The following is a 23,018-nucleotide window of genomic DNA, read 5'->3' on the forward strand; positions in this document are numbered from 1 at the left end:
CCTTTTTCCGCCTTGAATCAAGGAGAAGACGCCCGCGGGCATGCCGGTTTTCGCGATTGCGGCATGGATCGCCTCGGCGACGATCTCGCCGGTGCCGGGATGCGCGGAATGGCCTTTCACGACGACCGGGCAGCCTGCGGCGAGCGCGGCGGCGGTGTCGCCGCCCGCGGTCGAGAAGGCCAGCGGGAAGTTCGAGGCGCCGAAGACGGCGACCGGGCCGATCGGCCGCTGGATCATCCGCAGGTCCGGCCGCGGCAGCGGCGCGCGGTCGGGCAGCGCCTCGTCATGGCGGCGGTCGAGGTAGTCGCCGGCGCGGATGTGGCTGGCAAAGAGCCGCAGCTGGCCGGTCGTCCGGCCGCGCTCGCCCTGCAGCCGCGCCTCGGGCAGGCCGGTTTCCTGGGAACCGATCTCGGTGATGGCCTCTGCGCGGGCCTCGATCTCGTCGGCGATCGCCTCGAGGAAGGCGGCGCGGGCCTCGCGCGTCGTGTAGCCGTAGGACCAGAACGCCTCTTCGGCGGCTTCGCAGGCGCGGTCGACCAGCGCGACGGTGCCGACGGAGAAGTCATACGCCGGGCCTTGGGCGGGCTCGGAGGCGAAGGTTTGGTCCCCCGCCACCCACTCGCCTGCGATCAGGTGCTTGCCATGCGGCGTGAAAACGGACTTGTCGAGCATCTCGGGATCTCCTTGTCTGGGACGCGCAAGCGCCCGGGATTCCTTGAGTTTCAGGATCGGACGCGGATCAGCCGCGGCCGATGAACGGCATCTTGGTTGCCATGATCGTCATGAACTGGACATTGGTCTCGGGCGGCAGGGTCGCCATCGACAGCACCGCCTGCGCGACATGCTGGACATCCATCATCGCCTCGGCGCGGATCGAACCGTCGGCCTGCGGCACGCCTTTCGCCTGCCCCGCCGCCATGTCGGTCGCGGCATTGCCGATGTCGATCTGGCCGCAGGAAATGTCGAAGGGGCGCCCGTCGAGGCTGAGCGTCCGGGTCATGCCGGTCACGGCATGCTTCGAGGCGGTGTAGGCGATCGAGCCCGGGCGCGGCACATGGGCCGAGATCGAGCCGTTATTGATGATCCGTCCGCCCTGCGGCTCCTGACGGCGCATCCGTGCGAAGGCGGCGCGGGCGCAGTAGAACATGCCGTCGATATTGACCGAGGTGATGCGGCGCCAGTCCTCGACCGACATGTCGTCGATCAGCACGGATTTCAGCGACTGCCCGGCATTGTTGAAAAGCGCGTCGATCCGGCCCCAGGCCGCCATGGCGGTGTCGAAGGCCCCGTCGACGGCCGCGGGATCGGTGACGTCGCAGGGCAGGACCAGCGCGGCCGGGTTGCCCGCGGCAGTCTCTTCCAGGGCTTCGGCGCGGCGGCCGATCAGCCCGACCCGCCAGCCCGCCCCGAGAAAGGCGCGCGCCGTGGCGCGGCCGATCCCGGCGGAGGCACCGGTGACGATGATCGAGGGCGCGCTCACGTGAGACCGACCTCGGCCAGGAACGCCTCCAGCGTTGCCTGCTGGGCGCCGGTCAGCGGCCAGGCGGAGGGCGGACGGGTCGCGCCGCAATCGAAGCCGGTCGCGGCCAGCGCGGCTTTCACGCCGGTCACGTTGGTGCCGTTCAGCTCTTCGGCGCGGATCTCCTCGAAGGGCTTCATCTCGTCGATCAGCTGGTTCGCGGTGACGTAGTCGCCCGCGTCCAGCGCCTTGTGGATCGCGACGGAGCGCTCGGGCCAGACATTGATGAGGCCCGAGGTGAAGCCCCGCGCGCCGACAGCATAGAGCGGCGGCGCCCAGACCTCGGCCAGCCCGCCGACCCAGACGATCGAGGGATCGCAGGCGGCGATGGCATCGGCCAGCTTCAGCGGGTTGGGCGTCGCCCATTTCACGCCCTTGACGCCGGGCAGGTCGCAGAGCGCCTTGATGTTCTTGGTGCCGATCGCGTCATTGCGCAGATACAGCATCATCGGCAGCCCGCCGGAGGCCTCGTGCACCGCCTTGACGTAGTCGACGGTGCCCCGCGGGGAGACGAAGGGATCCGGCGGCTGGTGGATCATCAGCGCCGAAGCGCCCGCCTCGGCCGAGGCCTTCGCCAGGCGGCAGGCGTCGCGGATGCCGCGGCCCACGCCAGCCAGGACCGGCGCGCGGCCGTCGACCATGCGGCAGACCTCGGCGACCATGGTGCAGGCCTCGTCGGTCGTCAGCGCGTAGAACTCGCCGGTATTGCCGTTGACGACCGGGATATGCACCCCGGCCTCCAGCGCGCGGTCGATGATCGGCGCGAGCTTCGCCGGGGCGATTTCCCCGGCCTCGTCATAGGGCGTGACGAGGATGCCGGAGATGCCGGTGAGCGCCTTGTCGAGATCGAATGCCATATGCGGCCTCCTCAGAAGATGTCGGGCTCGCCCGCGGCGCGGCCGAAATCGGATTGCAGGTAGTCGAAATCGCAGCCCTTGTCGGCCTGGGTGACGTGCCTGGAGAACATCCAGCCCCAGCCGCGCTCGTATTTCGGTTCGGGCGGCGTCCACGCGGCCTTGCGCGCGGCGATCTCCTCTTCGGGGACCAGCATGTCGAGGCGGCGGTTCGGCACGTCGAGCCGGACGATGTCGCCGGTCTTCACCAGCGCCAGCGGGCCGCCGACGAAGCTTTCCGGGGCGACATGCAGCACGCAGGCGCCGTAGGAGGTGCCCGACATCCGCGCATCCGAGATCCGCAGCATGTCGCGATGGCCCTGCTTGATCAGCGCCTTGGGGATCGGCAGCATGCCCCATTCCGGCATGCCCGGCCCGCCCAGCGGCCCGGCGTTGCGCAGGATCATGACATGGTCCGGGGTGACCTCCAGATCCTCGTCGTCGACCGCCTTCTTCATCTCCGGATAGCTGTCGAAGACCAGCGCCGGTCCTTCGTGGACATAGTATTTCGGATCGCAGGCGGCGGGCTTGATGACCGCGCCGTCAGGGCAGAGATTGCCGCGCAGCACGGCGAGCGAGCCCTCGTGGTAGACCGGGTTCGAGAGCGGCCGGATCACGTCGTCATTGTAGACTTTCGCGCCCTCCAGGTTCTCGCCCATGGTCTTGCCGGTGACGGTCAGGCAGGTCGTGTCGAGCCGGTCCTCGATCTGCTTCATCAGCGCGCGCAGGCCGCCGGCGAAGAAGAAGTCCTCCATCAGGTAGCCCTTGCCCGAGGGACGGACATTGGCGATCAGCGGCGTGGTGCGCCCCAGCGCGTCGAGATCGTCGAGCGTCAGGTTGACGCCCGCGCGGCGCGCCATGGCGATCAGGTGGACGACGGCATTGGTCGAGCAGCCGGTCGCCATCGCCACGATGGCCGCGTTCTTCACCGCCGATTCGGTGATGATCTGGTCGGGGGTCAGGTCTTCCCAGACCATGTCGACGATGCGGCGGCCGCAATCGGCGCCCATGCGCTGGTGGCCCGAATCGACCGCCGGGATCGAGGAGGCGCCGGGCAGCGTCAGCCCCATCGCGTCGGTGATCGCGGTCATGGTCGAGGCGGTGCCCATGGTCATGCAGACGCCCGCCGAGCGCGCAATGCCGCCCTGGATGCCGACCCATTCCTCGTCGGTGATATTGCCCGCGCGGCGCTCGTCCCAGTACTTCCAGGCATCCGAGCCCGAGCCCAGCCTGTTGCCCGCGTAGTTCCCGGCCAGCATCGGCCCGGCGGGCAGGTAGATGAAGGGAATGCCCGCGGAAATCGCGCCCATCACGAGGCCCGGGGTGGTCTTGTCGCAGCCGCCCATCAGCACCACGCCGTCGAACGGGTGGGAGCGGATCATCTCCTCGCATTCCATGGCCAGCATGTTGCGGTAGATCATCGAGGTCGGCTTGGTGAAGCTCTCGTCGACGCTGAGCGACGGCATCTCGACGGCGAAGCCGCCGCCCTGGAACACGCCCCGCTTCACGTCCTGGGCACGCTCGCGGAAATGGCTGTGGCAGGAGTTGATCTCCGACCAGGTATTGAGGATGCCGATCAGCGGCTTGCCTTTGAAATCCGCCTCCGAATAGCCGAGCTGCATGAGCCGCGACCGGTGGCCGAAGCTGCGCAGATCATCCGGCGCAAACCAGCGTGCCGAGCGCAAGCTGTCCGCGTCCTTGCGGTCCACATCTTTCATGGATCACCCTCCCTAGGCGCAATCGTCTTTGCGTCGATGTATGCGCTTACATTTTCGCTCGTCAATGGGCTTCGCCGAAATTCAATGATATTTTTGTGAGATCAATTCAAAGCTTGACAGCTCGAGCCCCGATATGGTGTTGAGCTGTGTATGCGCTTTCATAGTGCAGCATGGAGCGGTGAGGGGCCGCTCCTCTTTCTCGGGACACCCGTCGCCCGCTCGGGCGACCAATGGGAGGAAAAGACATGACTTTCACCCGCCGGACTCTCCTGGCCGCGGCCTCTGCCGCCGCGATTCTCGCCCAGCCCTTTGCGGCCTCGGCTGCCGATCTGCCGCGCAACATCCGCATGGTGATCGGCTCGACCTCGACCGGGGGCGACACCTACCAGGCCGCCGCGATCGTCGCCGATGCGCTCTCCGACAAGCTCGGCGTGAACATCAAGGTCGATGCCGTCGGCGCCGTGAACGGCTTAAAGGCGCTCGAGCGCGACAAGCGCGGCACCACCATCATGCTGTTCCACGATTTCGCCTATCTGGCCGAGCTCTACGGCGGCAAGGGCTTCGTCAATCCGTTCGACGCCTTCACCGTCGGCGCGACCATCGCCAACAACCCCGGCAATGCCTACCTGGTCGGCGCGAACTCGCCCTACCAGACGATGGAGGACATCCTGACCGCCGCCGAGAACGGCGAGCGCGTGCGCGTCGCGATCCAGCCCGGCGGCGTGTCCGAGATCGGCTTCTCGGCGATGAAGAACGCCGCCAAGGTGCGCGCGCCCGGCTCTGAGGAGAACATCGTCGCGGTCAATACCGGCTCGCAGTCGGACAAGAACCAGGCGATGTGGGACGGGCTTGCCGACGTGATCAACGGCTCCATCCAGGCCAACGAGCAGTTCACCCAGCTCGACGGCGACGACCAGAAGGCGATGCGCTTCGTCTGGATCACCGCCTCGCCGGAGACCCTGGCCGAAGCGCCCGAGGCCGGCATGGGCGCCCTGACCCGCGACGCCATGCTGGACTATGCCAGCCCGAAGACCTCCGTCACCCTCGACGGCACCCAGGACTTCACCTTCGACAAGGAATTCTTCCTCATCTACAACAAGGACATGGACCCGGCGATGATCGACACGATCGACCAGGCCCTGGCCGAGATCTACGAGGAAGGCGAGATCCAGAAGAAGGAAACCGCCGCGTTCTTCACGCCGAACTTCCGCCCCTCCGCGGAAGCGCGCGAGCACCTGATGGAGAAGCGCGAGACCTACAAGAAGGTCATCTCCGACATCTCGGGCTGAGCCTCCCCGGCCTGACGGTCCCTGCCCGCCCGGGCGGGGGCCCCTATCCCGTTCCGGGCTGTGCGCCGCGCGACGCGGCCGCCTAGCCTGCCTTTGCCAAGTTCCGGACCGAAGGGAGACCGCGATGGGCAGCCTGACCCACGTGACCATCAATTTCGAGACATCGCACCTGATCTTCCCGACGCTGATCGGCTGCATCCTGGCGCTCCTCGGCCTGGCCATCGCCATCCGCGACCGCCGCCAGCTTGCCGCCTCGGGGGCCCACTGGCGCAAGATCCTGGGCGAAATGGACAAGATGCGCTTCTTCGGCACGCTCGCCCTGACCGTGCTCTACTTCTCGGCCATGGTGCCGGTGGGCGACATCTGGCCCAATACCGGCATGGGCTTCCTGCTCTGCTCGATCCCGCTCGTGGCGCTCAGCGGACTGCTCTTCATGCGCGAGCGCAGCGCGAGATCCGTCGTGCCGCTCCTGATCGTCGCTGTCGCCGCGCCGACGCTGGTCTGGTGGCTCTTCACCGACCTCTTCTTCCTAACCCTGCCCTGAGATCCGGGACCGCCGCTCATGGACATTCTCGCATTCCTGTCGCCCCTCTTCGTGCTGCTGATCATCGGCGGCACCCTCGTGGGCATCATCTTCGGCGCCATTCCCGGCATGACCGCCACCATGGCCGTCGCCGTCTGCCTGCCGGTCACCTACTCGCTGGGGCTGGAGAACGGCCTGGCGCTGCTTCTGGGCCTCTATGTCGGGGGCATCTCGGGCGGGCTCGTCCCGGCCATCCTGCTGGGCATACCCGGCACGCCATCCTCGATCACCACGACGCTCGACGGCTATCCGATGGCCCGCGCGGGCCATGGCGAGAAGGCGCTGAAAATCGGCATCTGCGCCTCGCTGGTCGGCGGGCTCGTGTCGCTGATGATCCTCTACTTCTTCGCGCCCACCCTGGCCGATTTCGCGATCCGCTTCTCCTATGTCGAGAAGTTCCTGATCATCCTCTTCGCGCTCTCGGTGATGGCCGCGCTCAGCTCCGACCTGCTGCTGGGCATCTTCTCGGGCTTCCTGGGCATCTTCATCTCGCTGATCGGCACCTATGACGTCACCAAGGGCGGCAACGGCGAATGGCGGCTGATCCCGCCGGGGACCGAATACTGGCTGGAGCAGGGCTTCTCGCTGCTGCCGGTGCTGATCGGTCTCTTCGGCCTGGCCGCGATCCTCGACGAAGCCGAGACCGGCATGAAGCCCGGGCTCGGCGGCAAGGGGGTCGATGTCGGCCAGCACGAGCGGTTCTCGCTGTCGATCTTCCGCGGCCAGTGGGTCAACCTGATCCGCTCCAGCTGCATCGGCACCTTCGTCGGCATCCTGCCGGGCGTCGGCGGCTCGGCCGCGTCGATCCTGAGCTATTCGAACGCCAAGACCTTCTCGAAGAACCCGCAGAACTTCGGCAAGGGCGAACCGGCCGGGGTGATGGCCTCGGAGGCCGGGAACAACGGCCTGACCGGGGGCGCGCTGGTGCCGCTGCTCAGCCTCGGGATCCCGGGCGACTCGACGACCGCGCTCCTGATCGGCGCCTTCACGCTGCAGGGCATCCAGGTCGGGCCGCTCTTCATCGGCAACAACCCGGTGACCTGGGACGCGATGATCGTCGCCATGCTGATCGCCAATGTCGCCATGTTCGGGCTGATGTACTTCGCCATCCGCTACTTCGCGATGGTGGTGACGATCCCCAAGCACATCCTCTTCCCCGTGATCCTGATGATGTGCGTGATCGGCGCCTACACGATCAACTACGGCATCATGTTCGATGTCTGGACGCTGCTGATCTTCGGCGTGTTCGGCTGGCTGATGACCAAGATCCGGCTGGAGGTCGCGCCCTTCATCATCGGCTTCATCCTGGGGCCGTCGGCAGAGGTCTATTTCGTCAAGACGCTGGAGAGCTTCGGCGACCTGACGATCTTCTTCACCAAGAGCTGGATCGCGGTCTTCCTGTGGGTGCTCATCGCGCTCTCGGTCGGCGGCTCCGCCTACCTGCAGACCAAGAAGAAGGGCTGATCCGCCCGGGGGCCGCGACAGCGCGGCCCTCTTGCGGCCGCCCGGCCGCTCCGCGAGAATGAGGCGCCATGAAGGACCCCGCCCCGCATAAGAAGACCCGGCGCGCCCCGCCCGAGGGCGGGCCCGTCACCATGGCGACCGTCGGCCGGATGGCCGGGGTCAGCCAGGTCACCGTCTCGCGCGCCCTGTCGAACCCCGAGAAGGTCTCGGCCGCCACCATGCAGCGCATCCAGGAGGCGATCCGCGTCACCGGCTTCGTGCCGAACGCGCTGGCGGGCGCCCTGGCCTCGCGCAAGAGCTCGCTGATCACCGCGCTGGTGCCCTCGATCACCAATGTCGTCTATTCCAGCCTGCTCCACGGCTTCTCCGAGATCATGCGCGCCGAGGGCTACCAGCTGATGGTCTCGGAAACCGGCTTCCTGCCGGAGACCGAGGAGGCGCTGATCTTCACCCATCTGTCGCGCCGCCCCGACGGCATCCTGCTGACCGGCATCCATCACAGCGCCGCGGCGCGCAAGATGCTGCTGGGCGCGGGCATCCCGGTGGTCGAGTTCTGGGACATCACCGAGAGCCCGATCGACTGCTGCGTCGGCTTCTCCCATACCGAGACCGGACGGCGCACCGCCGAGGCCGCCTTCGGCTGGGGCTACCGCCGCGCCGCCACCGTCTCGGCCGGGGACGAGCGCGCGCTGCGCCGCCGCGACGGGTTCCGCAGCCGCTTCGCCGAGCTCTCCGGAGACCGCGACATTCCCGGCATCACCGGCGAGGCCGGGCCTGCCTCGCTGCAGAGCGGGCGGCTGGCACTCTCCGCGCTGATCGCCGAGCATGCCTTCCAGGGCGGGGTGATCCATTGCAGCTCGGACCAGTCGGCGCATGGCATCGTCACCGAGGCCCGCTCGCGCGGGCTGCGCGTGCCCGAGGACATCGCGGTGATCGGCTTCGGCGACCAGGATTACGCGGGCTTCACCGATCCGCCGCTGACCACGGTGCGGGTCGACCGCGACCGGCTGGGCCGCGCCGCCGCCCGCGCGATGCTGACCCGGTTCCGCGGCGAGGAGGACCCCGAGCGCGTCACCGATATCGGCTTCGAGGTGATCCGCCGCGGCTCGGCCTGAGCCTCCGGGCCGCGCCCGTCCATGGAACGCAAAAGGCCCGGGCGGATGCCCGGGCCTTTTGCGTTGAAGGCGTTGTCGCCTGCCCCCGCCTTTCGGCTCAGAAGCCGAAGGCGCGGGGCAGCGACATGGTCAGCGACGGCACGTAGGTGACGAGGAAGAGCAGCGCGAAGAGCGCCAGGTAGAAGGGCGCGAGCCCGCGGATCGCCTGCTCCACCTTCACCTTGGCCACGCTGGCGCCGACGAAGAGCCCGGTGCCCACCGGGGGCGTGATCGTGCCGATCGCCAGGTTGAACACCATGATGATCCCGAACTGCACCGGGTCGACGCCGACCTTCTGCGCGATGGGCAGCAGGATCGGGGTGAAGATCAGGATCGCCGGTCCCATGTCCATGAAGCAGCCGATCACCAGCAACAGCAGGTTGATGATCAGCAGAATCACGATCGGATTGTCCGAGACGCCGAGGATCAGCCCCGAGATCGCCGCCGGGATGCCGGTCAGCGCCATGGCGAAGCTCAGCGTCGCCGAGGCCGCCAGCAGCAGCATGATCGTGCCGGTGATCTGCGCGGTCTCCAGCAGGAATTCCGGCAGCGCCGAAACCGGCCGCGTGCGGTGGATGACGAAGGTCAGTAGCATCGTGTAGATCACCGCGATGCCCGAAGCCTCGACCGCGGTGAAGATGCCGAAGATGATGCCGCCGATCACGATCAGGATCATCAGCAGGCTGGGGATCGCCTCGGCCGTGATCCGCGCCGCGGCGCGCCCGCCCGCCCAGGGCGTCACCGGATAGCCGCGCCGCCAGGCATAGATGCCGGCAATCGCCATGATGACGATGCCCCACAGCAGCCCCGCCACCGCGCCGCCGAGGAACAGCGCCGCGACCGAGGTGCCCCCCGAGACCAGCGAGTAGATGATGAAGGCGGTGGTCGGCGGGATCAGCATGCCGGTCGGCGCCGAGGCGATGTTGACGGCGGCGGCGAAGCCCGGATCGTAGCCCTCCTCCTTCTGCATCGGCACCATGACGCCGCCGATCGAGGTCGAGGCGGCGATGGCGGAGCCCGAGATGCAGCCGAAGAGCATGTTGCCCGCGATATTGGTCTGCGCCAGCGCGCCGGGGATGCGCCCCGCCAGCAGCTTCGCGAAATTCACCAGGCGCAGCGCGATGCCGCCGGAATTCATCATCACGCCCGACAGGATGAAGAACGGCACCGCCAGCAGCGAGAAGCTGTCGAGCGCGGCGAACATCTTCTGCACGGAGGTGAAGAGCGCCATGTCGAGCGGCGCCACCATCGACACCGCGGCCAGTGCGGCGGCGGTCAGCGCCAGCGCCAGCGGCAGGCCGAGCGCGGTCAGCCCGGCGAAGACGCCGACGAGGATCAAGCTGGCAGTTCCGGCCAAGGGTCAGTCCCCCCAGTTGAGCGCCGCTTCCACCTCGTCCGGCCGCGCGCGCCGCTGGCGCAGGAGGTCGGCGAAGTTCAGGAGCGCATAGAGCGTGATGCAGATCCCCGCGGCGGGGATCGCGGCATAGATGGCGGACATCGGCAGCTGCAGCACCGCGGTGCGCTGCCCGGCGGCGATCTCCATCGCCCTGAGCCCGCCGAGCCCCAGCACCACGGTGCCGAAGATGGCGAAGGCGGCCGGGACCAGCAGGTCTAGGATCCGCTGCAGCGGCGGCCGGGCGAAGTCGCGCAGGAGCGTCACCGCCATATGCGTGCCCCGCCCCGTCGAATAGGCCGCCCCGAGAAGGGACAGCCAGACCAGGCCGAAGCGCAGGATCTCCTCGGAGAAGGTCGAGGGGGCGTTCAGCGCGTAGCGGCTGAACACCTGCCAGGCCAGCACCGCCACCATCGCCGCCAGAAGGAGGCAGCAGGCGGTGCCCACGACCCGGTCGAGCAGGCGGCGGGCGGCGGTCATCAGTCGTCCTCGGCCTCGGCGCGGATCGCCTCGAAGAGCGCGTATTTCGCGGGCTCGGCCTTCAGTTCGTCATACATCGGCGCGACGGCCTCCTGGAACTGGGCCACGTCGGTGTCGTAGAACTCGACGCCCATCTCCTCGGCCTTGGTCTTCTCCGCGGCGATCGCCTCGGCCCAGACCTGCTTGTGGAACTCGGTCGACTCCTTCGCCGCCGCGACCACCGCGGCGCGGTCCTCGTCCGACAGGCGCGACAGCGCGGCATTCGAGATCAGCACGATGTCCGGGATGCGGCTGTGCTGGTCGTAGGTGTAGTACTTCGCCACCTCGCCATGGCGGGCGATGGTCAGCGCGTATTCGTTGTTCTCGGCCCCGTCGAGCACGCCCTGCTGGATCGAGGTATAGACCTCGGCCTGCCCCATCGCGATCGGCGCGGCGCCCAGCATCTCGACCATGCGGATCGAGGTCGGGCTCTGCATCACGCGGATCTTCTTGCCCGCGAGGTCGGCGACGCTCTCGACCGGCCCGTCCTTCAGGTAGAAGCTGCGCGCGCCGGAATTGTAGTAGGTCAGCCCGACGAAGCCCTGGTCGGCGGTCGCCTGGTAGACCGGATCCATCACCGCCGGGTCGTCCATCGCCTTGTAGAAATGGTCCTCGCCGTCGAAGAGATAGGGCATGGAGAAGACGCCGTAGACCGGTGCGAAGCTTTCCATCAGCCCGCCCGAGACCTTGGTCATGTCGAGCAGCCCGCCCTTGAGCATCTCCACCAGCTCGCGCTCGCCGCCCAGCTGGCTGTCGGGGAAGAACTGCACGGTGACGTCGCCGCCGGTCTTCTGTTCGACCAGCTCGGCGAATTTCTGCATCGCCTCGACGGTCGGGGTCGCGTTCGAGGCATAGGCGAAGCGCAGCGTCTCGGCCTGCGCAATGGCGGTCGAGGCCAGCAGGGCAGCGACGCCCAGGATCATCCTGGTCATTGAAATTCCTCCCAGATTTCCGTTTTCATTGGGCGCCGCCTCAGATGAAGCTGCGCAGGTATTCCGACAGGGCGAGGATCGCCATGGCCTGGCCGTAGGGCATCGAGGTCAGGGCGATGTCGCGGTAGAATTGCAGGTCGCCGCCCATCGCGGTGCCGAAGCTGACCTGCTTCAGCTCGCCATCGGCGTCGATATTGGCGATCACGCCTTCCATGGCGCGCTCGGCCACGGCGAGGTATTCGGGCGGCAGGTAGCGCTTGCGCACCGCCTTCATCAGCCCGTAGGCGAAGCCCGCCGTGGCGGAGGCCTCCAGGTAGCTGTCCGGATCGTCGACCAGCGTGTGCCACAGGCCCGAGCGGTCCTGCGTCTCCTTCAGGAAGCGCGCCTGCCGTTCCAGCGTCGAGACCAGGTGCTTGCGGACCGGGTCGCCCGCGGGCAGGTCCAGCATCTCGATGATCTCGGGAATGGCGATCGTCACCCAGCTGTTGCCCCGCGCCCAGAGCGCCTCGGCGAAGTTGTGGCGCCCCTCGAAGGTCCAGCCGTGGAACCACATGCCGGTCTTGCGGTCGGCCAGGTACTGGGTGTGGACCAGGAACTGGTACTTGGCCTCGTCGATATAGTCCGGGCGGCCCAGCACCTGGCCGATCCGCGCCAGGGGCAGCACCGACATCATCAGCGTGTCGTCCCACATCTGCTGGTGGTTGACGCTGTTGTAGACGATGTGCTGCAGCCCGCCCTCTTCGGTGCGGGGCATCTCGTGCATCACCCATTCCGCCCAGGCGTCCAGATAGGGCACCCAGGCCGGGTTGCGGTCGCGCTCGTAGAGATTGGCCAGCGTCAGGAAGGGCGCGACGGTGTTGATGTTCTTGGTCGGCGTGCCCTCGGCCAGCCGCGCGTCGAACCAGTCGCGGATGATGCCCATGGTCTTGGCGTCGCCGGTCTGTTCCCAGAACTTGTAGAGCCCGTATAGGCCGACGCCATGGGTCCATTCCCAACCGGCCCAGCCCTTGGTGTCGATCACCCGGCCGTCCTCCAGCCGCAGCAGGAACTCGCCGGTGGTGTCCTCGATATTGACCAGGTTGTCGGTCAGGCAGCCGATCAGACCGGCGACCTCGTCGCGGCTGTGGCGGCGGGCCTTCTGCATCAGTAGCGGGTGCATGGTCATCGTCGGTCTCCTCCCGAACGCGTCCGTATTTTTCCGGAACAGCGTTTCGAAAATCAAGGAACCATAGTCCGGCGAATTATGCAACCGGATTCTTTTTCTGACCAGTTTCGGGAAAACTCATAATTCACGGCGGGTTACGCTAGGCCACTAGACAGGGCGACGATTCTCTGCAAGAAATTCGGAACATAATTCCATAATAATCGGGACAGCCATGACCGCCGGACGCCCTGCGAAAACCGAGAATGTCGCCGCCGTGATGAAGGTCTTTGCGGTGCTCGAGACCCTTGCCGAGAACCGCCATGCCGGGCTTGCCGAGATCGCGCAGACCGCCATGACCTCGAAATCCACGGCGCACCGGCTGCTGCAGACCATGGTCGATCTGGGCTATGTCGAGCAGGATCCCGAGACCGAGCGCTACGGCCTGACGCTGAAGCTCTTCGGGCTGGGCGCGCGGACGCTGCGCGGGCAGGAGGCGCTGCTGACGGTCGCCGATCCCGGCATGGGGCGGCTGAGCCGGGCCTTCGGCGAGTCGGTCAATCTGGGGGTGATGGACAGCCGCGACCAGCGCGTCGCCTATATCCACACCTACGATTCCGCCTTCGCGCTGTCGATGCAGGCGCCTCTGGGCATGCGCAATCCGCTCTACTGCACCTCGCTCGGCAAGGCGCTGCTGGCCTGGCGCGACCCGGTCGAGGTCGAGGAGCGCATCGCCAGCATGGAGTTCGAGCCGCGCGCGCCCAACACGCTGCAGGACGCCGACGCGCTGCGCGCCCAGCTGCCGCAGATCCGCGCGCTCGGCTATGCCGAGGAGATCGAGGAGGCCGAGGCCGGGGTCCGCTGCATGGCCGCGCCGATCCTCGACCATCGCGGCCGCTCGGTCGCGGCGGTCTCGCTGAGCTTCCCCCTCTTCCGCTTCGACGAGGCGAAGAAGCCCGACTACGTGGCGCTGCTGCTCGACGTCACCCGCGAAGCCTCCGAGGGGCTCGGCTACCGCGCCGCCCCGGTCGAGGCGACGCTTCCGGGATAAATTCGAAACTCCATTTCAAAAATATTGCGACTCGGTTCCGAAAGCGTAAGGTGGACCCATCGTTCAAGAGGAGGAAACGATGAAGAGACGCATGCTGCTCGGCCTTGCCGGGGCGGCCGGATCGCTTGCCGCCGCAGGCTTCCCGACCCCCTTCCTTGCCGCCGCGGATGCCGATGACGGCGTCCCGCGCGAATTCCGCGATCCGGTCTCGGGCCAGCTGGTCCGGCGCCTCTCCCGCCAGGCGGGCTCGCATGTGCTCTATTTCCACGACAACGCCTTCACCGCCGATGGCCGCTACATGGTCTATGACGCGCCGAACGGGGTGGACGTGGTCGACATGGCCAGCCACGAGGCGCAGCCGCTGATCGAGGGCCCCTATGAATGCATGATGGTCTCGCGGCAGCAGAACATCGCCTATGTCTACCGCAAGAATTCCGAGGGCGGCGGCAAGGGCGCGATGGGGCTCGACTATTTCGCCGTCTCGATCCCCGACGGCAAGGTCACGCAGATCGCCGAGAAGCTCGATGGCAGCCTGTTCCAGGCGAATGCCGATGACACGCTGATGCTGGGCGTCTGGCAGGAGCGCCCCTTCGAGCTGCAGCCCGGCCCCAAGGTGACGGGCACCGATGGCGGCTACAACGCGGTCGGCCCGGACGGCAAGCCGCTGAGCTTCGCCGCCGCCAAGGAGGTCCGCATGGCCGAGCGCCTGTCGCAGGGCATCCCGATGGAGATCTTCACCCTCGACCTCGCCACCGGCGAGCGCAGGACCGTCACCCGCTCGGACCGCGACTGGCTGAACCACATCCAGTTCTCGCCCACCGATCCGGAACAGATCATGTATTGCCACGAGGGTCCCTGGCACATGGTCGACCGCATCTGGACGATCCGCGCCGATGGCAGCGGCCAGCGCCGGATGCACGAGCGCAGCATGAACATGGAGATCGCCGGGCACGAGTTCTTCTCCTATGACGGCAACCGCATCTGGTACGACCTGCAGACGCCCCGCGGCGAGGATTTCTGGCTGGCCTCGGTCGATCTGGACAGCGGCAAGCGCATCTGGCGGCACATGGGGCGCAACGAATGGTCGGTGCATTTCATGACCGACCGCCAGGGACGGCTGGGCGGCGACGGCGGCGGGCCGGACATGGTCGCCAAGGCCCCCGACGGCAAGTGGCTCTATCTCTATGACGAGGAGATCATCGAGGATCTGGGCGTCTCCGCCCCGAATGCCGAGGATCTGGTCCGCCCCGCGCGGCTCGTCGCGCACAAGCTCGTGGACATGTCCGCCCATGACTACCGGCTGGAGCCGAACCTGCAGTTCTCCGCCGATGGCAGCCTCCTGAGCTTCAAGTCGAACATGCATGGCGAAATCCATGTCTACGCGGTCGAGACCGGGCGCAGCGCCTGAGCCTTCCCCGGCCTGCCGCTTCCGGGCCGCAGGCCGAATAATCTTCTGTTTCCGGTGCGCAAACGGGCTTTTACCCTGCGCGCGCCATGCCATGATGGACCGGGCCGCGGAGGCGGCTCGGCACAATGGCAGGCAAGGACAGGGGCGCATGGCATCGACGGACATCCAGGAGAACGGCACGCAAGGCGCGGTGCCCGGTCCCGGACAGATGATGATCGACAGCTTCCTGGCCACCGCGCACCGCGTCGCGCCCGAGCACCGGCCGCTGCTGCACGAGCTGGCCGTCGGCGTGTTCTGGCCGCACCGCTCGCGCGATCTCGACATGATGATCCGGCTCGGCGAGGGCTATGTCGCCGCCGACGAGATCGGCCGCGCGATGGGCTCGGTCATGTACTTCCCCGCCGAGGACGATTTCAGCTTCCTCGGCATGATGGTCGTGGCGCCGCGGCTGCGCTCCTACGGCACGGGCCGCTGGCTGATGCGCATGGTGCTGGCCGAGAACCGCGACCGCGACCTGCGGCTGACCGCGACCAGGGCGGGCTACCGGCTCTATGAGAGCGAGGGCTTCGAATCCCGCGGCCAGGTCCGCCAGCACCAGGGCCGCGTCCGGCCGATCCGCGCCCCCGATCCGGTCCCCGGGCTCGAAATCCGGCCGATGGAGCCGGGCGACCTGGAGGCGCTGCGCGCGCTCGACGCCCGCGCCTACGGTGCCGGGCGCAGCCGCGCGCTCGACGATTTCCTCGGCGTTTCCGAGGCACTGGTGGCGGTCGATGGCGGCGAGCTGCGGGGCTTCGCGCTGATGCGCGATTTCGGCCGCGGCAAGGTGATCGGCCCGGTCGTCGCCGCCGAGGCGCCGGTCGCCATGCAGCTGGTCGCGCCCTTCCTGCTGGCCAATGAGGGCCAGTTCCTGCGGATCGACACGCTCAGCGACAGCCCGGTCTTCGAGGCCTTCCTCGCCGCCGCGGGGCTCGGCGTCTACGACACGCTGTCCGAGATGGTCCTCGGCGCGCATCGCCGCGCGCTCAAGGGGCCGCAGATCTTCGGCATGGCCTCGCATTCCTTCGGCTGAGCCGGACAGACGCCCGGCGCCCCGGACGCGCTAGGACAGCCGGTCCTTCAGCCCGAACCACAGCCCCACCAGCGGCAGGAACCACGGCTCGCCCGCATGCAGCGGGATCGGCGGCCAGTCGAGCCCGTCAAGCGGATTGGTGTCGCTGCGCCCCATCGCCAGATCGGCCAGCACCTGCCCGAGAAGCGTCGACATCTGCGCGCCATGGCCGGAATAGCCCATGCCGTAGATCATCCCCTCGGCCTCGCCCGCCCGCGGATAGCGGTCCTTGGTCATTCCGACGAGCCCGCCCCAGCAGTAGTCGATGTCGACATCCGCCAGATGCGGGAAGGTCCGGGCCAGCGAGGCGCGCAGGATCTCGCCCGATTTCGCGTCCGAGCGCTGGTCGGAGACCGCCGAGAACCGCGCCCGGCCGCCGAAGATCAGCCGGTTGTCCGGAGAGAGCCGGAAGTAGTTGCCGATATTGAGCGACGTGACATAGGTGCGGTTGCCCGGCACGGTCGCCGCGATCTCCTCGGCGCTCAGCGGCCGCGTGGCGATGATGAAGGAGCCGACCGAGATGATCCGGCGGCGGAAATAGCCCAGCGGCGCGCCCTTCGCCGCCCCGCCATAGGCCCCGGTCGCGGCGATCACGCGGGAGGCCTCGATCGCGCCTTTCGGGGTCTGCAGCCGCCAGCCGCCCGCGGTCTTCTCGCGGCCGGTCACCGGCGCCTCTTCCCAGATCCTGGCGCCATGGCGCGCGGCCGCCCCCGCAAGCCCATGCACGTAGCGGCCCATATGCATCATCGCGGTCTTGCGGTAGAGCGCGCCGCCATGGAAGCCGCCGCCGCCGACCTCCGCCCCCAGCCCCCCGGCCGGGATCCAGTCCGTCTCGGGATCGACCTCGCGGGCGATCAGCTCGATATTCGCCTTCAACCCGTCGGCATGGGAGGCCTTGGAGGCGAGCTTCAGCTTGCCGCAGCGGCGGAAATCGCAGTCGATGCCCTCCTCGGCGATCAGCGCCTCGATCATGTCGATCGAGCGGTCATAGGCGCGGTAGAGCGCATGCGCCCGCTCCGCCCCCAGATGCGCCTTGGCATCGGCATAGCCATGCGCCACGCCGTTGTTGAGATGCCCGCCATTGCGCCCCGAGCCGCCGGCGCCGACATGGGACGCCTCGAGGAGCGCGACAGACACGCCCTCCTTCGCCAGCTTGCGCGCCGCGTTCAGCCCGGTGAAGCCGCCACCGATCACCGCAACATCGCAGCGCCCCGCGACCGGACCGGGTTCGGCGCCGCCGAAACGCGGCGCGGTGTCATGCCAGTAGGATGTGAATTTCACGGCGGTTGTCCTTCCCGGGCGGGCGCGACGGCCCTCTGTGCGAACTCGCCGCCACGCTAGCAGGGCCTGCCCGGCGGGGGATGCGGGCTTTGCGCGCGGGAAAACAGAAAATGCCGTATCCCCGCCCCGATCCGGCGGAAACTGCCGCTCCGCCCGGCAATTCAGCCGCCCGCGCAGAGCGCCCGGCGCGAAGATGGCGGCAACACGACTTGCCTGGCACAGGACCCTGCCCATGACCCTCCTCCTTCCCGTCGACACCGCGCCCGCCTTCGAGCCGCGCTGCACCGAGGCCGCGCCGGACCGGCTGATCGAGGGCGCGCCCGCCTACAGGACCTGGGATCTGGACGCCGCCATCGCCGCCGCCGCGCCCTGGGGCAAGATCCGCACCGGCATCTGGGAGGCCACCCCGGGCACGACCGTGTCGCTGAAGGGCGAGACCTTCGAATTCTGCCACATCCTGTCGGGCCGCTGCCGGATCAGCGAGGACGGCGGCAAGAGCCATGACTTCGGCCCCGGCGACAGCTTCGTCATGAAGCCCGGCTTCAAGGGCAGCTGGCAGACCATCGAGACGGTGAAGAAGATCTTCGTCATCGCCTCCTGACCCCCGATTTCCAACACAGAAGCCAGAGCATATCATGCTGTCCAACTCCCTGGTCGAACTCGACCGCCGCCACCTGATCCACCCCGTCTCCTCGTTCCGCGGCCATGAATCCCGCGGCGTGCGCCTGCTGAGCTCCGCCAAGGGCGCGCAGGTCACCGATGCCGAGGGCCGCACCCTGATCGACGGCTTTGCCGGGCTGTGGTGCGTCAACGCGGGCTACGGCCACGAGCGCGTGGTCGAGGCCGCCGCCGAGCAGATGCGCCGCCTGCCCTATGCCACCGGCTATTTCGACCTCGGCACCGAGGCGCCGATCCGCCTGGCAGCGGAACTGGCCGAGCTGGCGCCGGGCGATCTGAACCACCTCTATTTCTCGCTGGGCGGCTCCGACGCGGTCGACAGCACGATCCGCTTCGTGCGCTACTACTGGCACGCCAAGGGCGAGCCGCAGCGCGACCAGTTCATCTCGGTCGAGCAGGGCTATCACGGCTCCACCTCGCAGGGCGCCGGGCTGACCGCGCTGCCGGCCTTCCACGAGGGCTTCGGCCTGCCCTTCGCCTGGCAGCACAAGATCTCGTCGCACTATGTCTACCGCAACCCGCTGGGCCAGGATCCGCAGACCATCATCGACGCCTCCGTGGCCGAGCTGAAGGCGAAGGCCGCCGAGCTTGGCGAGGACCGCGTCGCCGCCTTCTATGTCGAGCCGATCCAGGGCTCGGGCGGCGTGCTGGTCCCGCCGGCGGGCTGGATGAAGGCGATGCGCGAGGCCTGCCGCGAGCTGGGCATCCTCTTCGTCGCCGACGAGGTCATCACCGGCTTCGGCCGCACCGGCCCGGCCTTCGCCTGCGAGGAAGAGGGCATCGTGCCGGACATGATGACCACCGCCAAGGGCCTGACCTCGGGCTATGTGCCGATGGGTGCCGTCTTCATGTCGGACCATGTCTACGAGACCATCGCCGAGGGCGCGGGCGCAAGGGCGGTGGGCCACGGCTTCACCTATTCGGCGCATCCGGTCTCGGCCGCGGTCGCGCTCGAGGTGCTGGCGCTCTACCAGGGCGGCCTGTTCGAGAACGGGCAGAAGATGGGCGAGCGGCTGATGGCGGGGCTTGCCACGCTGTCCGACCACCCGCTGGTCGGCGATGTCCGCGGCCGCGGCATGCTGGCCGCCGTCGAGCTGGTGACCGACAAGGAGAAGAAGACGCCGCTGCCGGCCGCCCTGCAGCCCGCGACGCGTCTCTTCGACCGCGCCTGGGAGAAGGGGCTGATCATCCGCTCCTTCGCGCAGGGCATCTTCGGCTACGCGCCGCCGCTGTGCTGCACCGCGGAGGAGATCGACGCCATCGTCGAGCGCACCCGCGCGGTGCTGGACGAGACGCTGGAAGACCCGGAAATCCGGGCCGTCCTGGCCTGATGGCACTGCTCTACCTGGAGCCGGACGACCGGATGCCGGTCTGGCAGGCGGCGTTCGAAGAGGCCGGCGAGACGCTGATCCCGGGGCCCGGCGCGCTGGCCGACCCCGCATTGGTGACGCATCTCGCCTGCTGGGTGCCGCCGGATCTGGCGCGCTTCCCCGCGCTCCGGGTGGTGCTGTCGAAAGTCGCGGGCGTGGAGCGGATGCCGCCCATGCCCGCGGGCATCCGGCTCTGCCGCATGGTGGCGCCGGGGATCGAGGCGATGGTGCGCGACTACGTGCTGATGGCGGTGCTGATGCTGCATCGCGACATGCCGGCCTATCTGGCGCAGGCGCGCCGCGGCCAGTGGCAGGCGCAGCCGGTCCGCCGCGCCTCCGGCCGCCGGATCGGCATCCTGGGCATGGGCCGGACCGGCGGGCTGCTCGCCGCCACGCTGCGCGATCTGGGCTTCGAGGTCGCGGGCTGGAGCCGCTCGGGCCAGGGCCCGGAGGGGATCGCGGCCTATGGCGCCGACGGGCTCTCCGCCTTCCTGGCGCGGACGGAGATCCTCGTCTGCCTCCTGCCGCTGACCGCGGCGACGCGCGGGATCCTCGATGCGGGGCTCTTCGCGCAGCTGCCGCAGGGCGCGGCGCTGGTCCAGGCCGGGCGCGGGCCGCAGCTCATCCTCGAAGACCTGCGCGCCGCGCTGGAGACGGGCCAGCTCTCGGCGGCGATGCTCGACGTGACCGATCCCGAGCCGCTGCCCGCGGACCACTGGGCCTGGCGCCATCCGCAGGTGATCGTCACCCCGCATGCCGGCGCCTACACCCCCGCGGAGGAAGGCGCGCGCCACGCGCTGGCGGTGATCCGCGCCGACCGCGCGGGCCTGCCCCTGCCCGGCGAAGTGCCGCCGGAAAAGGGCTACTGAGCGCCGCCGACGATTGTGCCGTGGCGGCGCGGAATTCGGAACAATCTGCCACGGCACGCCCCGCCTTCGGAACCCGGACCCGCCGCGGCAGTGGAAAGATGCAGGCAAGAGGCCCGATCCGCGGCGGCCCGCCCCAGGCGCATCCCCGCAGAGACCGCAGCATTTCCTGCCGACGACCCGAGGTCGCGGCACAGCCGAAAGGACCGCCGCAATGGCACGACCCGCCCCGAAACCGCTGACCGAGTTCCGCTATGTCACCTTCGACGTGGTCGGCACGCTGATCGACTTCGAAGGCGCCATCAAGGAAGGGCTGGCCGAGATCGCCGCCGCCGCGGGCATGGAGATCGACGGCGAGGCCGCGCTGTCGGTCTACCGCGACGCACGCTACGAACCGGAGGCGCTGCGCTTCCCCGACGATCTCGGCCGCTGCTTCTCGAAGATCGCCGCCGTCTTCGGCCTGCCCGATACCGAAGAGAACCGCCAGCACATGATCGACAAGGTCGGCGAGGCCAAGCCCTTCCCCGACAGCGCCGAGGCGATGAAACGGCTGAAGGCCCGCTACAAGCTGATCGCCATGACCAATGCCCGCCGCTGGGCCTTCGACAAATACGCCGAGAAGCTGGGCAACCCGTTCTGGGCGGGCTTCAGCACCGACGACACCGGCTGCGAGAAGCCGGACCCCGACTACTTCCGCCAGGTCTTCGCCCATGTGGAGACGGATGGCGGCACCAAGGACGACATCCTGCACACCGCGCAGAGCCAGTACCACGACATCGGCATCTCGCGCGAACTGGGCATGACCAATGCCTGGATCCAGCGCCGCCACGCCCAGGCGGGCTATGGCGGCACGATCGAGCCGAAGGAATTCACCGAGCCCGACTACCACTTCCACGCGCTGGCCGAGCTCGCTGATGCGGCGGACGCGGCAGCCAAGGCCCCGGCCTGAGCCGTTCCGGCACCTGCCACCGGCCCAGGGCGGCGCCAGACCGCCCGGCCCATGTGATCCTCCAGACAGGGAAATTCGAGATGACCGACAGACTGCCGACCAACTGGACCTCCCGCGATGACGCCATGGTCGAATCCGCGATCCGCCGCGGCGCCACCCGCCGCGACCTGCTGCGCATGCTGATGGCCTCGGGCGTCGGGCTTGCCGCCGGCGGCACGCTTCTGGGCTCCGCCAGCCGCGCCGTCGCCGCCACCCCGGTCGCGGGCGGCTCGATCCGCGCCGCGGGCTGGTCCGCCTCGACGGCCGATACGCTCGACCCGGCCAAGGCCTCGCTCTCGACGGACTACGCGCGGATCTGCGCCTTCTACAACCGCCTGACCTTCCTGGCCGAGGGCGGCGCGCTGCAGATGGAGCTGGCCGAGGAAATCGCCACGGTCGACGCGAAAACCTGGTCGATCAAGCTGAAGTCCGGCGTCCAGTTCCATGACGGCAAGACGCTGAGCGCCGATGACGTGGTCTATTCGCTGTCGCGCCATCTCGACGAGGCGACCGGATCGAAAGTGCATTCGATCGCCGCGCAGATGACCGAGATCGCCAAGGTCGACGAGCTGACCCTGCGCATCGTGCTGGCCGAGGCCAATGCCGACCTGCCGACCATCCTGGCGCTGCACCATTTCATGATCATCGCCGACGGCACCACGGATTTCTCCACCGCCAACGGCACCGGCCCGTTCATCTGCGAGGCCTTCGAGCCCGGCGTGAAATCGGTCGGCGTGAAGAACCCGAACTACTTCAAGCCCGAGGGCCCCTATCTCGACAGCTTCGAGTTCATCGCCATCGCCGACAACACCGCGCGGCTCAACGCGCTGATGTCGGGCGACATCCAGCTGGCCGGGGCGATCAGCCCGCGGGCGCTGCGGATGATGGAGGGCCAGGACGCGGTCTGGGCCAGCACCACGACCGTCGGCAACTACACCGACCTCAACATCCGCCTCGACATGGAGCCCGGCTCGAAGGCCGAATTCATCGAGGGGATGAAATCGCTGATCGACCGCGAGCTGATCCGCAAATCCGTACTGCGCGGGCTCGGCGATATCGGCAATGACCAGCCGGTCTCTCCGGCCAGCCGCTACTACAACCCCGACCTGAAGCCGCGCGCCTTCGACCCGGAGAAGGCGAAGCACCATTTCGAGAAGGCGGGCGTCCTGGGCGCCGAGATCCCGATGGTCGCCTCGGATGCGGCCGCCTCCTCCGTCGACATGGCGACGGTGGTGCAGCAGGCCGGTGCGCAGATCGGCATGAAGCTGAAGGTCGACCGCGTCCCCTCGGACGGCTACTGGTCGAACTACTGGCTGAAGGCGCCGATCCATTTCGGCCATATCAACCCGCGCCCGACCCCGGACATCCTGTTCTCGCTGCTCTACGCCTCCGATGCGCCCTGGAACGAGAGCCACTGGAAATCCGAGAAATTCGACGGGATGCTGCGCGAGGCGCGCGGGATGCTCGACGAGGAGAAGCGCACCGCGATCTACCACGAGATGCAGGCGATGGTCTCGGACGGGGCGGGCACCGTGATCCCGGCCTTCATGGCCAATGTCGACGGCGTGTCCTCAAACCTGGGCGGGCTGAAGCCGAACCCGCTGGGCGGGCTGATGGGCTTCGCCTTCGCCGAATACGTCTGGCTCAAGGACTGACCGCCCTG

The 23,018-nt window shown here is 68.2% G+C and carries 21 protein-coding genes; 12 read left to right on the forward strand and 9 right to left on the reverse strand.

Going from position 1 to position 23,018, the window contains the following annotated elements; translation table 11 throughout:
• The 4 genes from FGX59_RS28190 to araD form a co-directional block, all read right to left on the reverse strand.
• Positions 1-672 (reverse strand): aldehyde dehydrogenase family protein (locus tag FGX59_RS28190; protein WP_138470645.1); only part of this gene is annotated, 672 nt, incomplete at its 3' end.
• A 67-nt stretch (positions 673-739) separates the two neighbouring features.
• Complete coding sequence (locus FGX59_RS28195; RefSeq protein ID WP_138470647.1) at positions 740-1,480, reverse strand: SDR family oxidoreductase; 741 nt, start codon at positions 1,478-1,480, stop codon at positions 740-742.
• Positions 1,477-2,376, reverse strand: coding sequence for a dihydrodipicolinate synthase family protein (locus FGX59_RS28200; protein ID WP_138470649.1), 900 nt, complete (start codon positions 2,374-2,376; stop codon positions 1,477-1,479). The genes FGX59_RS28195 and FGX59_RS28200 overlap by 4 nt, the downstream gene beginning before the upstream one ends.
• Positions 2,377-2,387: 11 nt before the next feature.
• Entirely contained in the window at positions 2,388-4,130 is a 1,743-nt protein-coding gene (gene araD / locus FGX59_RS28205) for an L-arabinonate dehydratase (RefSeq protein ID WP_138470651.1), read from the reverse strand.
• Positions 4,131-4,375: 245 nt separating this feature from the next.
• On the opposite strand from araD, the gene FGX59_RS28210 reads away from it, so the two are divergent.
• The 4 genes from FGX59_RS28210 to FGX59_RS28225 all read left to right on the forward strand — a co-directional run bounded on the left by FGX59_RS28210 (position 4,376) and on the right by FGX59_RS28225 (position 8,581).
• On the forward strand, positions 4,376-5,419 hold the full coding sequence (locus FGX59_RS28210) for an ABC transporter substrate-binding protein (RefSeq protein WP_138470653.1): 1,044 nt from the start codon (positions 4,376-4,378) through the stop codon (positions 5,417-5,419).
• 124 nt (positions 5,420-5,543) lie between these two features.
• Complete coding sequence (locus tag FGX59_RS28215; protein ID WP_138470655.1) at positions 5,544-5,963, forward strand: tripartite tricarboxylate transporter TctB family protein; 420 nt, start codon at positions 5,544-5,546, stop codon at positions 5,961-5,963.
• 18 nt (positions 5,964-5,981) lie between these two features.
• Positions 5,982-7,466: a tripartite tricarboxylate transporter permease gene (locus tag FGX59_RS28220; protein WP_138470657.1), complete on the forward strand. Its 1,485-nt coding sequence runs from the start codon at positions 5,982-5,984 to the stop codon at positions 7,464-7,466.
• Positions 7,467-7,534: 68 nt separating this feature from the next.
• Positions 7,535-8,581, forward strand: a complete 1,047-nt coding sequence (locus tag FGX59_RS28225) for a LacI family DNA-binding transcriptional regulator (RefSeq protein WP_240722780.1) — start codon at positions 7,535-7,537, stop codon at positions 8,579-8,581.
• A gap of 97 nt (positions 8,582-8,678) precedes the next feature.
• Here FGX59_RS28225 and FGX59_RS28230 read toward each other — a convergent pair whose 3' ends face one another.
• Genes FGX59_RS28230 through FGX59_RS28245 form a run of 4 tightly spaced genes read right to left on the reverse strand, consistent with a single transcriptional unit; the run spans position 8,679 to position 12,629 of the window.
• Positions 8,679-9,977 carry a TRAP transporter large permease gene (locus FGX59_RS28230; RefSeq protein ID WP_138470659.1) on the reverse strand — a complete coding sequence of 433 codons (1,299 nt, stop codon included), beginning with the start codon at positions 9,975-9,977 and terminating at the stop codon, positions 8,679-8,681.
• Between the two features lie 3 nt (positions 9,978-9,980).
• Positions 9,981-10,493, reverse strand: a complete 513-nt coding sequence (locus FGX59_RS28235; protein ID WP_138470661.1) for a TRAP transporter small permease — start codon at positions 10,491-10,493, stop codon at positions 9,981-9,983.
• Positions 10,493-11,464, reverse strand: coding sequence for a TRAP transporter substrate-binding protein (locus tag FGX59_RS28240; protein WP_240722781.1), 972 nt, complete (start codon positions 11,462-11,464; stop codon positions 10,493-10,495). The genes FGX59_RS28235 and FGX59_RS28240 overlap by 1 nt, the downstream gene beginning before the upstream one ends.
• Before the next feature lie 40 nt (positions 11,465-11,504).
• Positions 11,505-12,629, reverse strand: a complete 1,125-nt coding sequence (locus FGX59_RS28245; protein ID WP_240722782.1) for a glycoside hydrolase family 105 protein — start codon at positions 12,627-12,629, stop codon at positions 11,505-11,507.
• Between the two features lie 211 nt (positions 12,630-12,840).
• Here FGX59_RS28245 and FGX59_RS28250 point away from each other — a divergent pair, with 211 nt between their 5' ends.
• The 3 genes from FGX59_RS28250 (at position 12,841) to FGX59_RS28260 (ending at position 16,133) form a co-directional block, all read left to right on the forward strand.
• A complete protein-coding gene (locus tag FGX59_RS28250; RefSeq protein ID WP_138470663.1) occupies positions 12,841-13,656 on the forward strand; it encodes an IclR family transcriptional regulator C-terminal domain-containing protein in 816 nt (271 codons plus the stop codon).
• Between the two features lie 79 nt (positions 13,657-13,735).
• A complete protein-coding gene (locus tag FGX59_RS28255) occupies positions 13,736-15,064 on the forward strand; it encodes an oligogalacturonate lyase family protein (protein WP_138470665.1) in 1,329 nt (442 codons plus the stop codon).
• A gap of 148 nt (positions 15,065-15,212) precedes the next feature.
• Complete coding sequence (locus FGX59_RS28260; RefSeq protein WP_171060869.1) at positions 15,213-16,133, forward strand: GNAT family N-acetyltransferase; 921 nt, start codon at positions 15,213-15,215, stop codon at positions 16,131-16,133.
• A gap of 30 nt (positions 16,134-16,163) precedes the next feature.
• Here the strand turns inward: FGX59_RS28260 and FGX59_RS28265 are convergent, their stop codons facing one another.
• On the reverse strand, positions 16,164-17,453 hold the full coding sequence (locus FGX59_RS28265) for an FAD-binding oxidoreductase (RefSeq protein ID WP_138470669.1): 1,290 nt from the start codon (positions 17,451-17,453) through the stop codon (positions 16,164-16,166).
• Positions 17,454-17,685: 232 nt separating this feature from the next.
• Here FGX59_RS28265 and FGX59_RS28270 point away from each other — a divergent pair, with 232 nt between their 5' ends.
• The 5 genes from FGX59_RS28270 to FGX59_RS28290 all read left to right on the forward strand — a co-directional run bounded on the left by FGX59_RS28270 (position 17,686) and on the right by FGX59_RS28290 (position 23,010).
• Positions 17,686-18,054 carry a cupin domain-containing protein gene (locus FGX59_RS28270; RefSeq protein WP_138470671.1) on the forward strand — a complete coding sequence of 123 codons (369 nt, stop codon included), beginning with the start codon at positions 17,686-17,688 and terminating at the stop codon, positions 18,052-18,054.
• Between the two features lie 34 nt (positions 18,055-18,088).
• Complete coding sequence (locus tag FGX59_RS28275) at positions 18,089-19,462, forward strand: aspartate aminotransferase family protein (RefSeq protein ID WP_138470672.1); 1,374 nt, start codon at positions 18,089-18,091, stop codon at positions 19,460-19,462.
• On the forward strand, positions 19,462-20,370 hold the full coding sequence (locus FGX59_RS28280; protein WP_138470675.1) for a glyoxylate/hydroxypyruvate reductase A: 909 nt from the start codon (positions 19,462-19,464) through the stop codon (positions 20,368-20,370). Before FGX59_RS28275 ends, FGX59_RS28280 begins: the two co-directional genes overlap by 1 nt.
• Before the next feature lie 211 nt (positions 20,371-20,581).
• Complete coding sequence (locus tag FGX59_RS28285; protein ID WP_138470677.1) at positions 20,582-21,316, forward strand: HAD-IA family hydrolase; 735 nt, start codon at positions 20,582-20,584, stop codon at positions 21,314-21,316.
• Between the two features lie 80 nt (positions 21,317-21,396).
• Positions 21,397-23,010, forward strand: a complete 1,614-nt coding sequence (locus FGX59_RS28290; protein WP_138470679.1) for an ABC transporter substrate-binding protein — start codon at positions 21,397-21,399, stop codon at positions 23,008-23,010.
• Positions 23,011-23,018 lie beyond the last annotated feature (8 nt).

It is taken from the genome of Poseidonocella sp. HB161398 (assembly GCF_005870025.1).
GTDB lineage: Bacteria > Pseudomonadota > Alphaproteobacteria > Rhodobacterales > Rhodobacteraceae > Mangrovicoccus.

Coding starts and splice junctions, on each gene's coding strand:
- FGX59_RS28200 (WP_138470649.1), bottom strand. CDS start 2,376: ATGGCATTCGATCTCGACAAGGCGCTCACCGGCATCTCCGGCATCCTC.
- araD (WP_138470651.1), bottom strand. CDS start 4,130: ATGAAAGATGTGGACCGCAAGGACGCGGACAGCTTGCGCTCGGCACGC.
- FGX59_RS28210 (WP_138470653.1), top strand. CDS start 4,376: ATGACTTTCACCCGCCGGACTCTCCTGGCCGCGGCCTCTGCCGCCGCG.
- FGX59_RS28215 (WP_138470655.1), top strand. CDS start 5,544: ATGGGCAGCCTGACCCACGTGACCATCAATTTCGAGACATCGCACCTG.
- FGX59_RS28220 (WP_138470657.1), top strand. CDS start 5,982: ATGGACATTCTCGCATTCCTGTCGCCCCTCTTCGTGCTGCTGATCATC.
- FGX59_RS28225 (WP_240722780.1), top strand. CDS start 7,535: ATGAAGGACCCCGCCCCGCATAAGAAGACCCGGCGCGCCCCGCCCGAG.
- FGX59_RS28235 (WP_138470661.1), bottom strand. CDS start 10,493: ATGACCGCCGCCCGCCGCCTGCTCGACCGGGTCGTGGGCACCGCCTGC.
- FGX59_RS28240 (WP_240722781.1), bottom strand. CDS start 11,464: ATGACCAGGATGATCCTGGGCGTCGCTGCCCTGCTGGCCTCGACCGCC.
- FGX59_RS28245 (WP_240722782.1), bottom strand. CDS start 12,629: ATGACCATGCACCCGCTACTGATGCAGAAGGCCCGCCGCCACAGCCGC.
- FGX59_RS28250 (WP_138470663.1), top strand. CDS start 12,841: ATGACCGCCGGACGCCCTGCGAAAACCGAGAATGTCGCCGCCGTGATG.
- FGX59_RS28255 (WP_138470665.1), top strand. CDS start 13,736: ATGAAGAGACGCATGCTGCTCGGCCTTGCCGGGGCGGCCGGATCGCTT.
- FGX59_RS28260 (WP_171060869.1), top strand. CDS start 15,213: ATGGCATCGACGGACATCCAGGAGAACGGCACGCAAGGCGCGGTGCCC.
- FGX59_RS28270 (WP_138470671.1), top strand. CDS start 17,686: ATGACCCTCCTCCTTCCCGTCGACACCGCGCCCGCCTTCGAGCCGCGC.
- FGX59_RS28275 (WP_138470672.1), top strand. CDS start 18,089: ATGCTGTCCAACTCCCTGGTCGAACTCGACCGCCGCCACCTGATCCAC.
- FGX59_RS28280 (WP_138470675.1), top strand. CDS start 19,462: ATGGCACTGCTCTACCTGGAGCCGGACGACCGGATGCCGGTCTGGCAG.
- FGX59_RS28285 (WP_138470677.1), top strand. CDS start 20,582: ATGGCACGACCCGCCCCGAAACCGCTGACCGAGTTCCGCTATGTCACC.
- FGX59_RS28290 (WP_138470679.1), top strand. CDS start 21,397: ATGACCGACAGACTGCCGACCAACTGGACCTCCCGCGATGACGCCATG.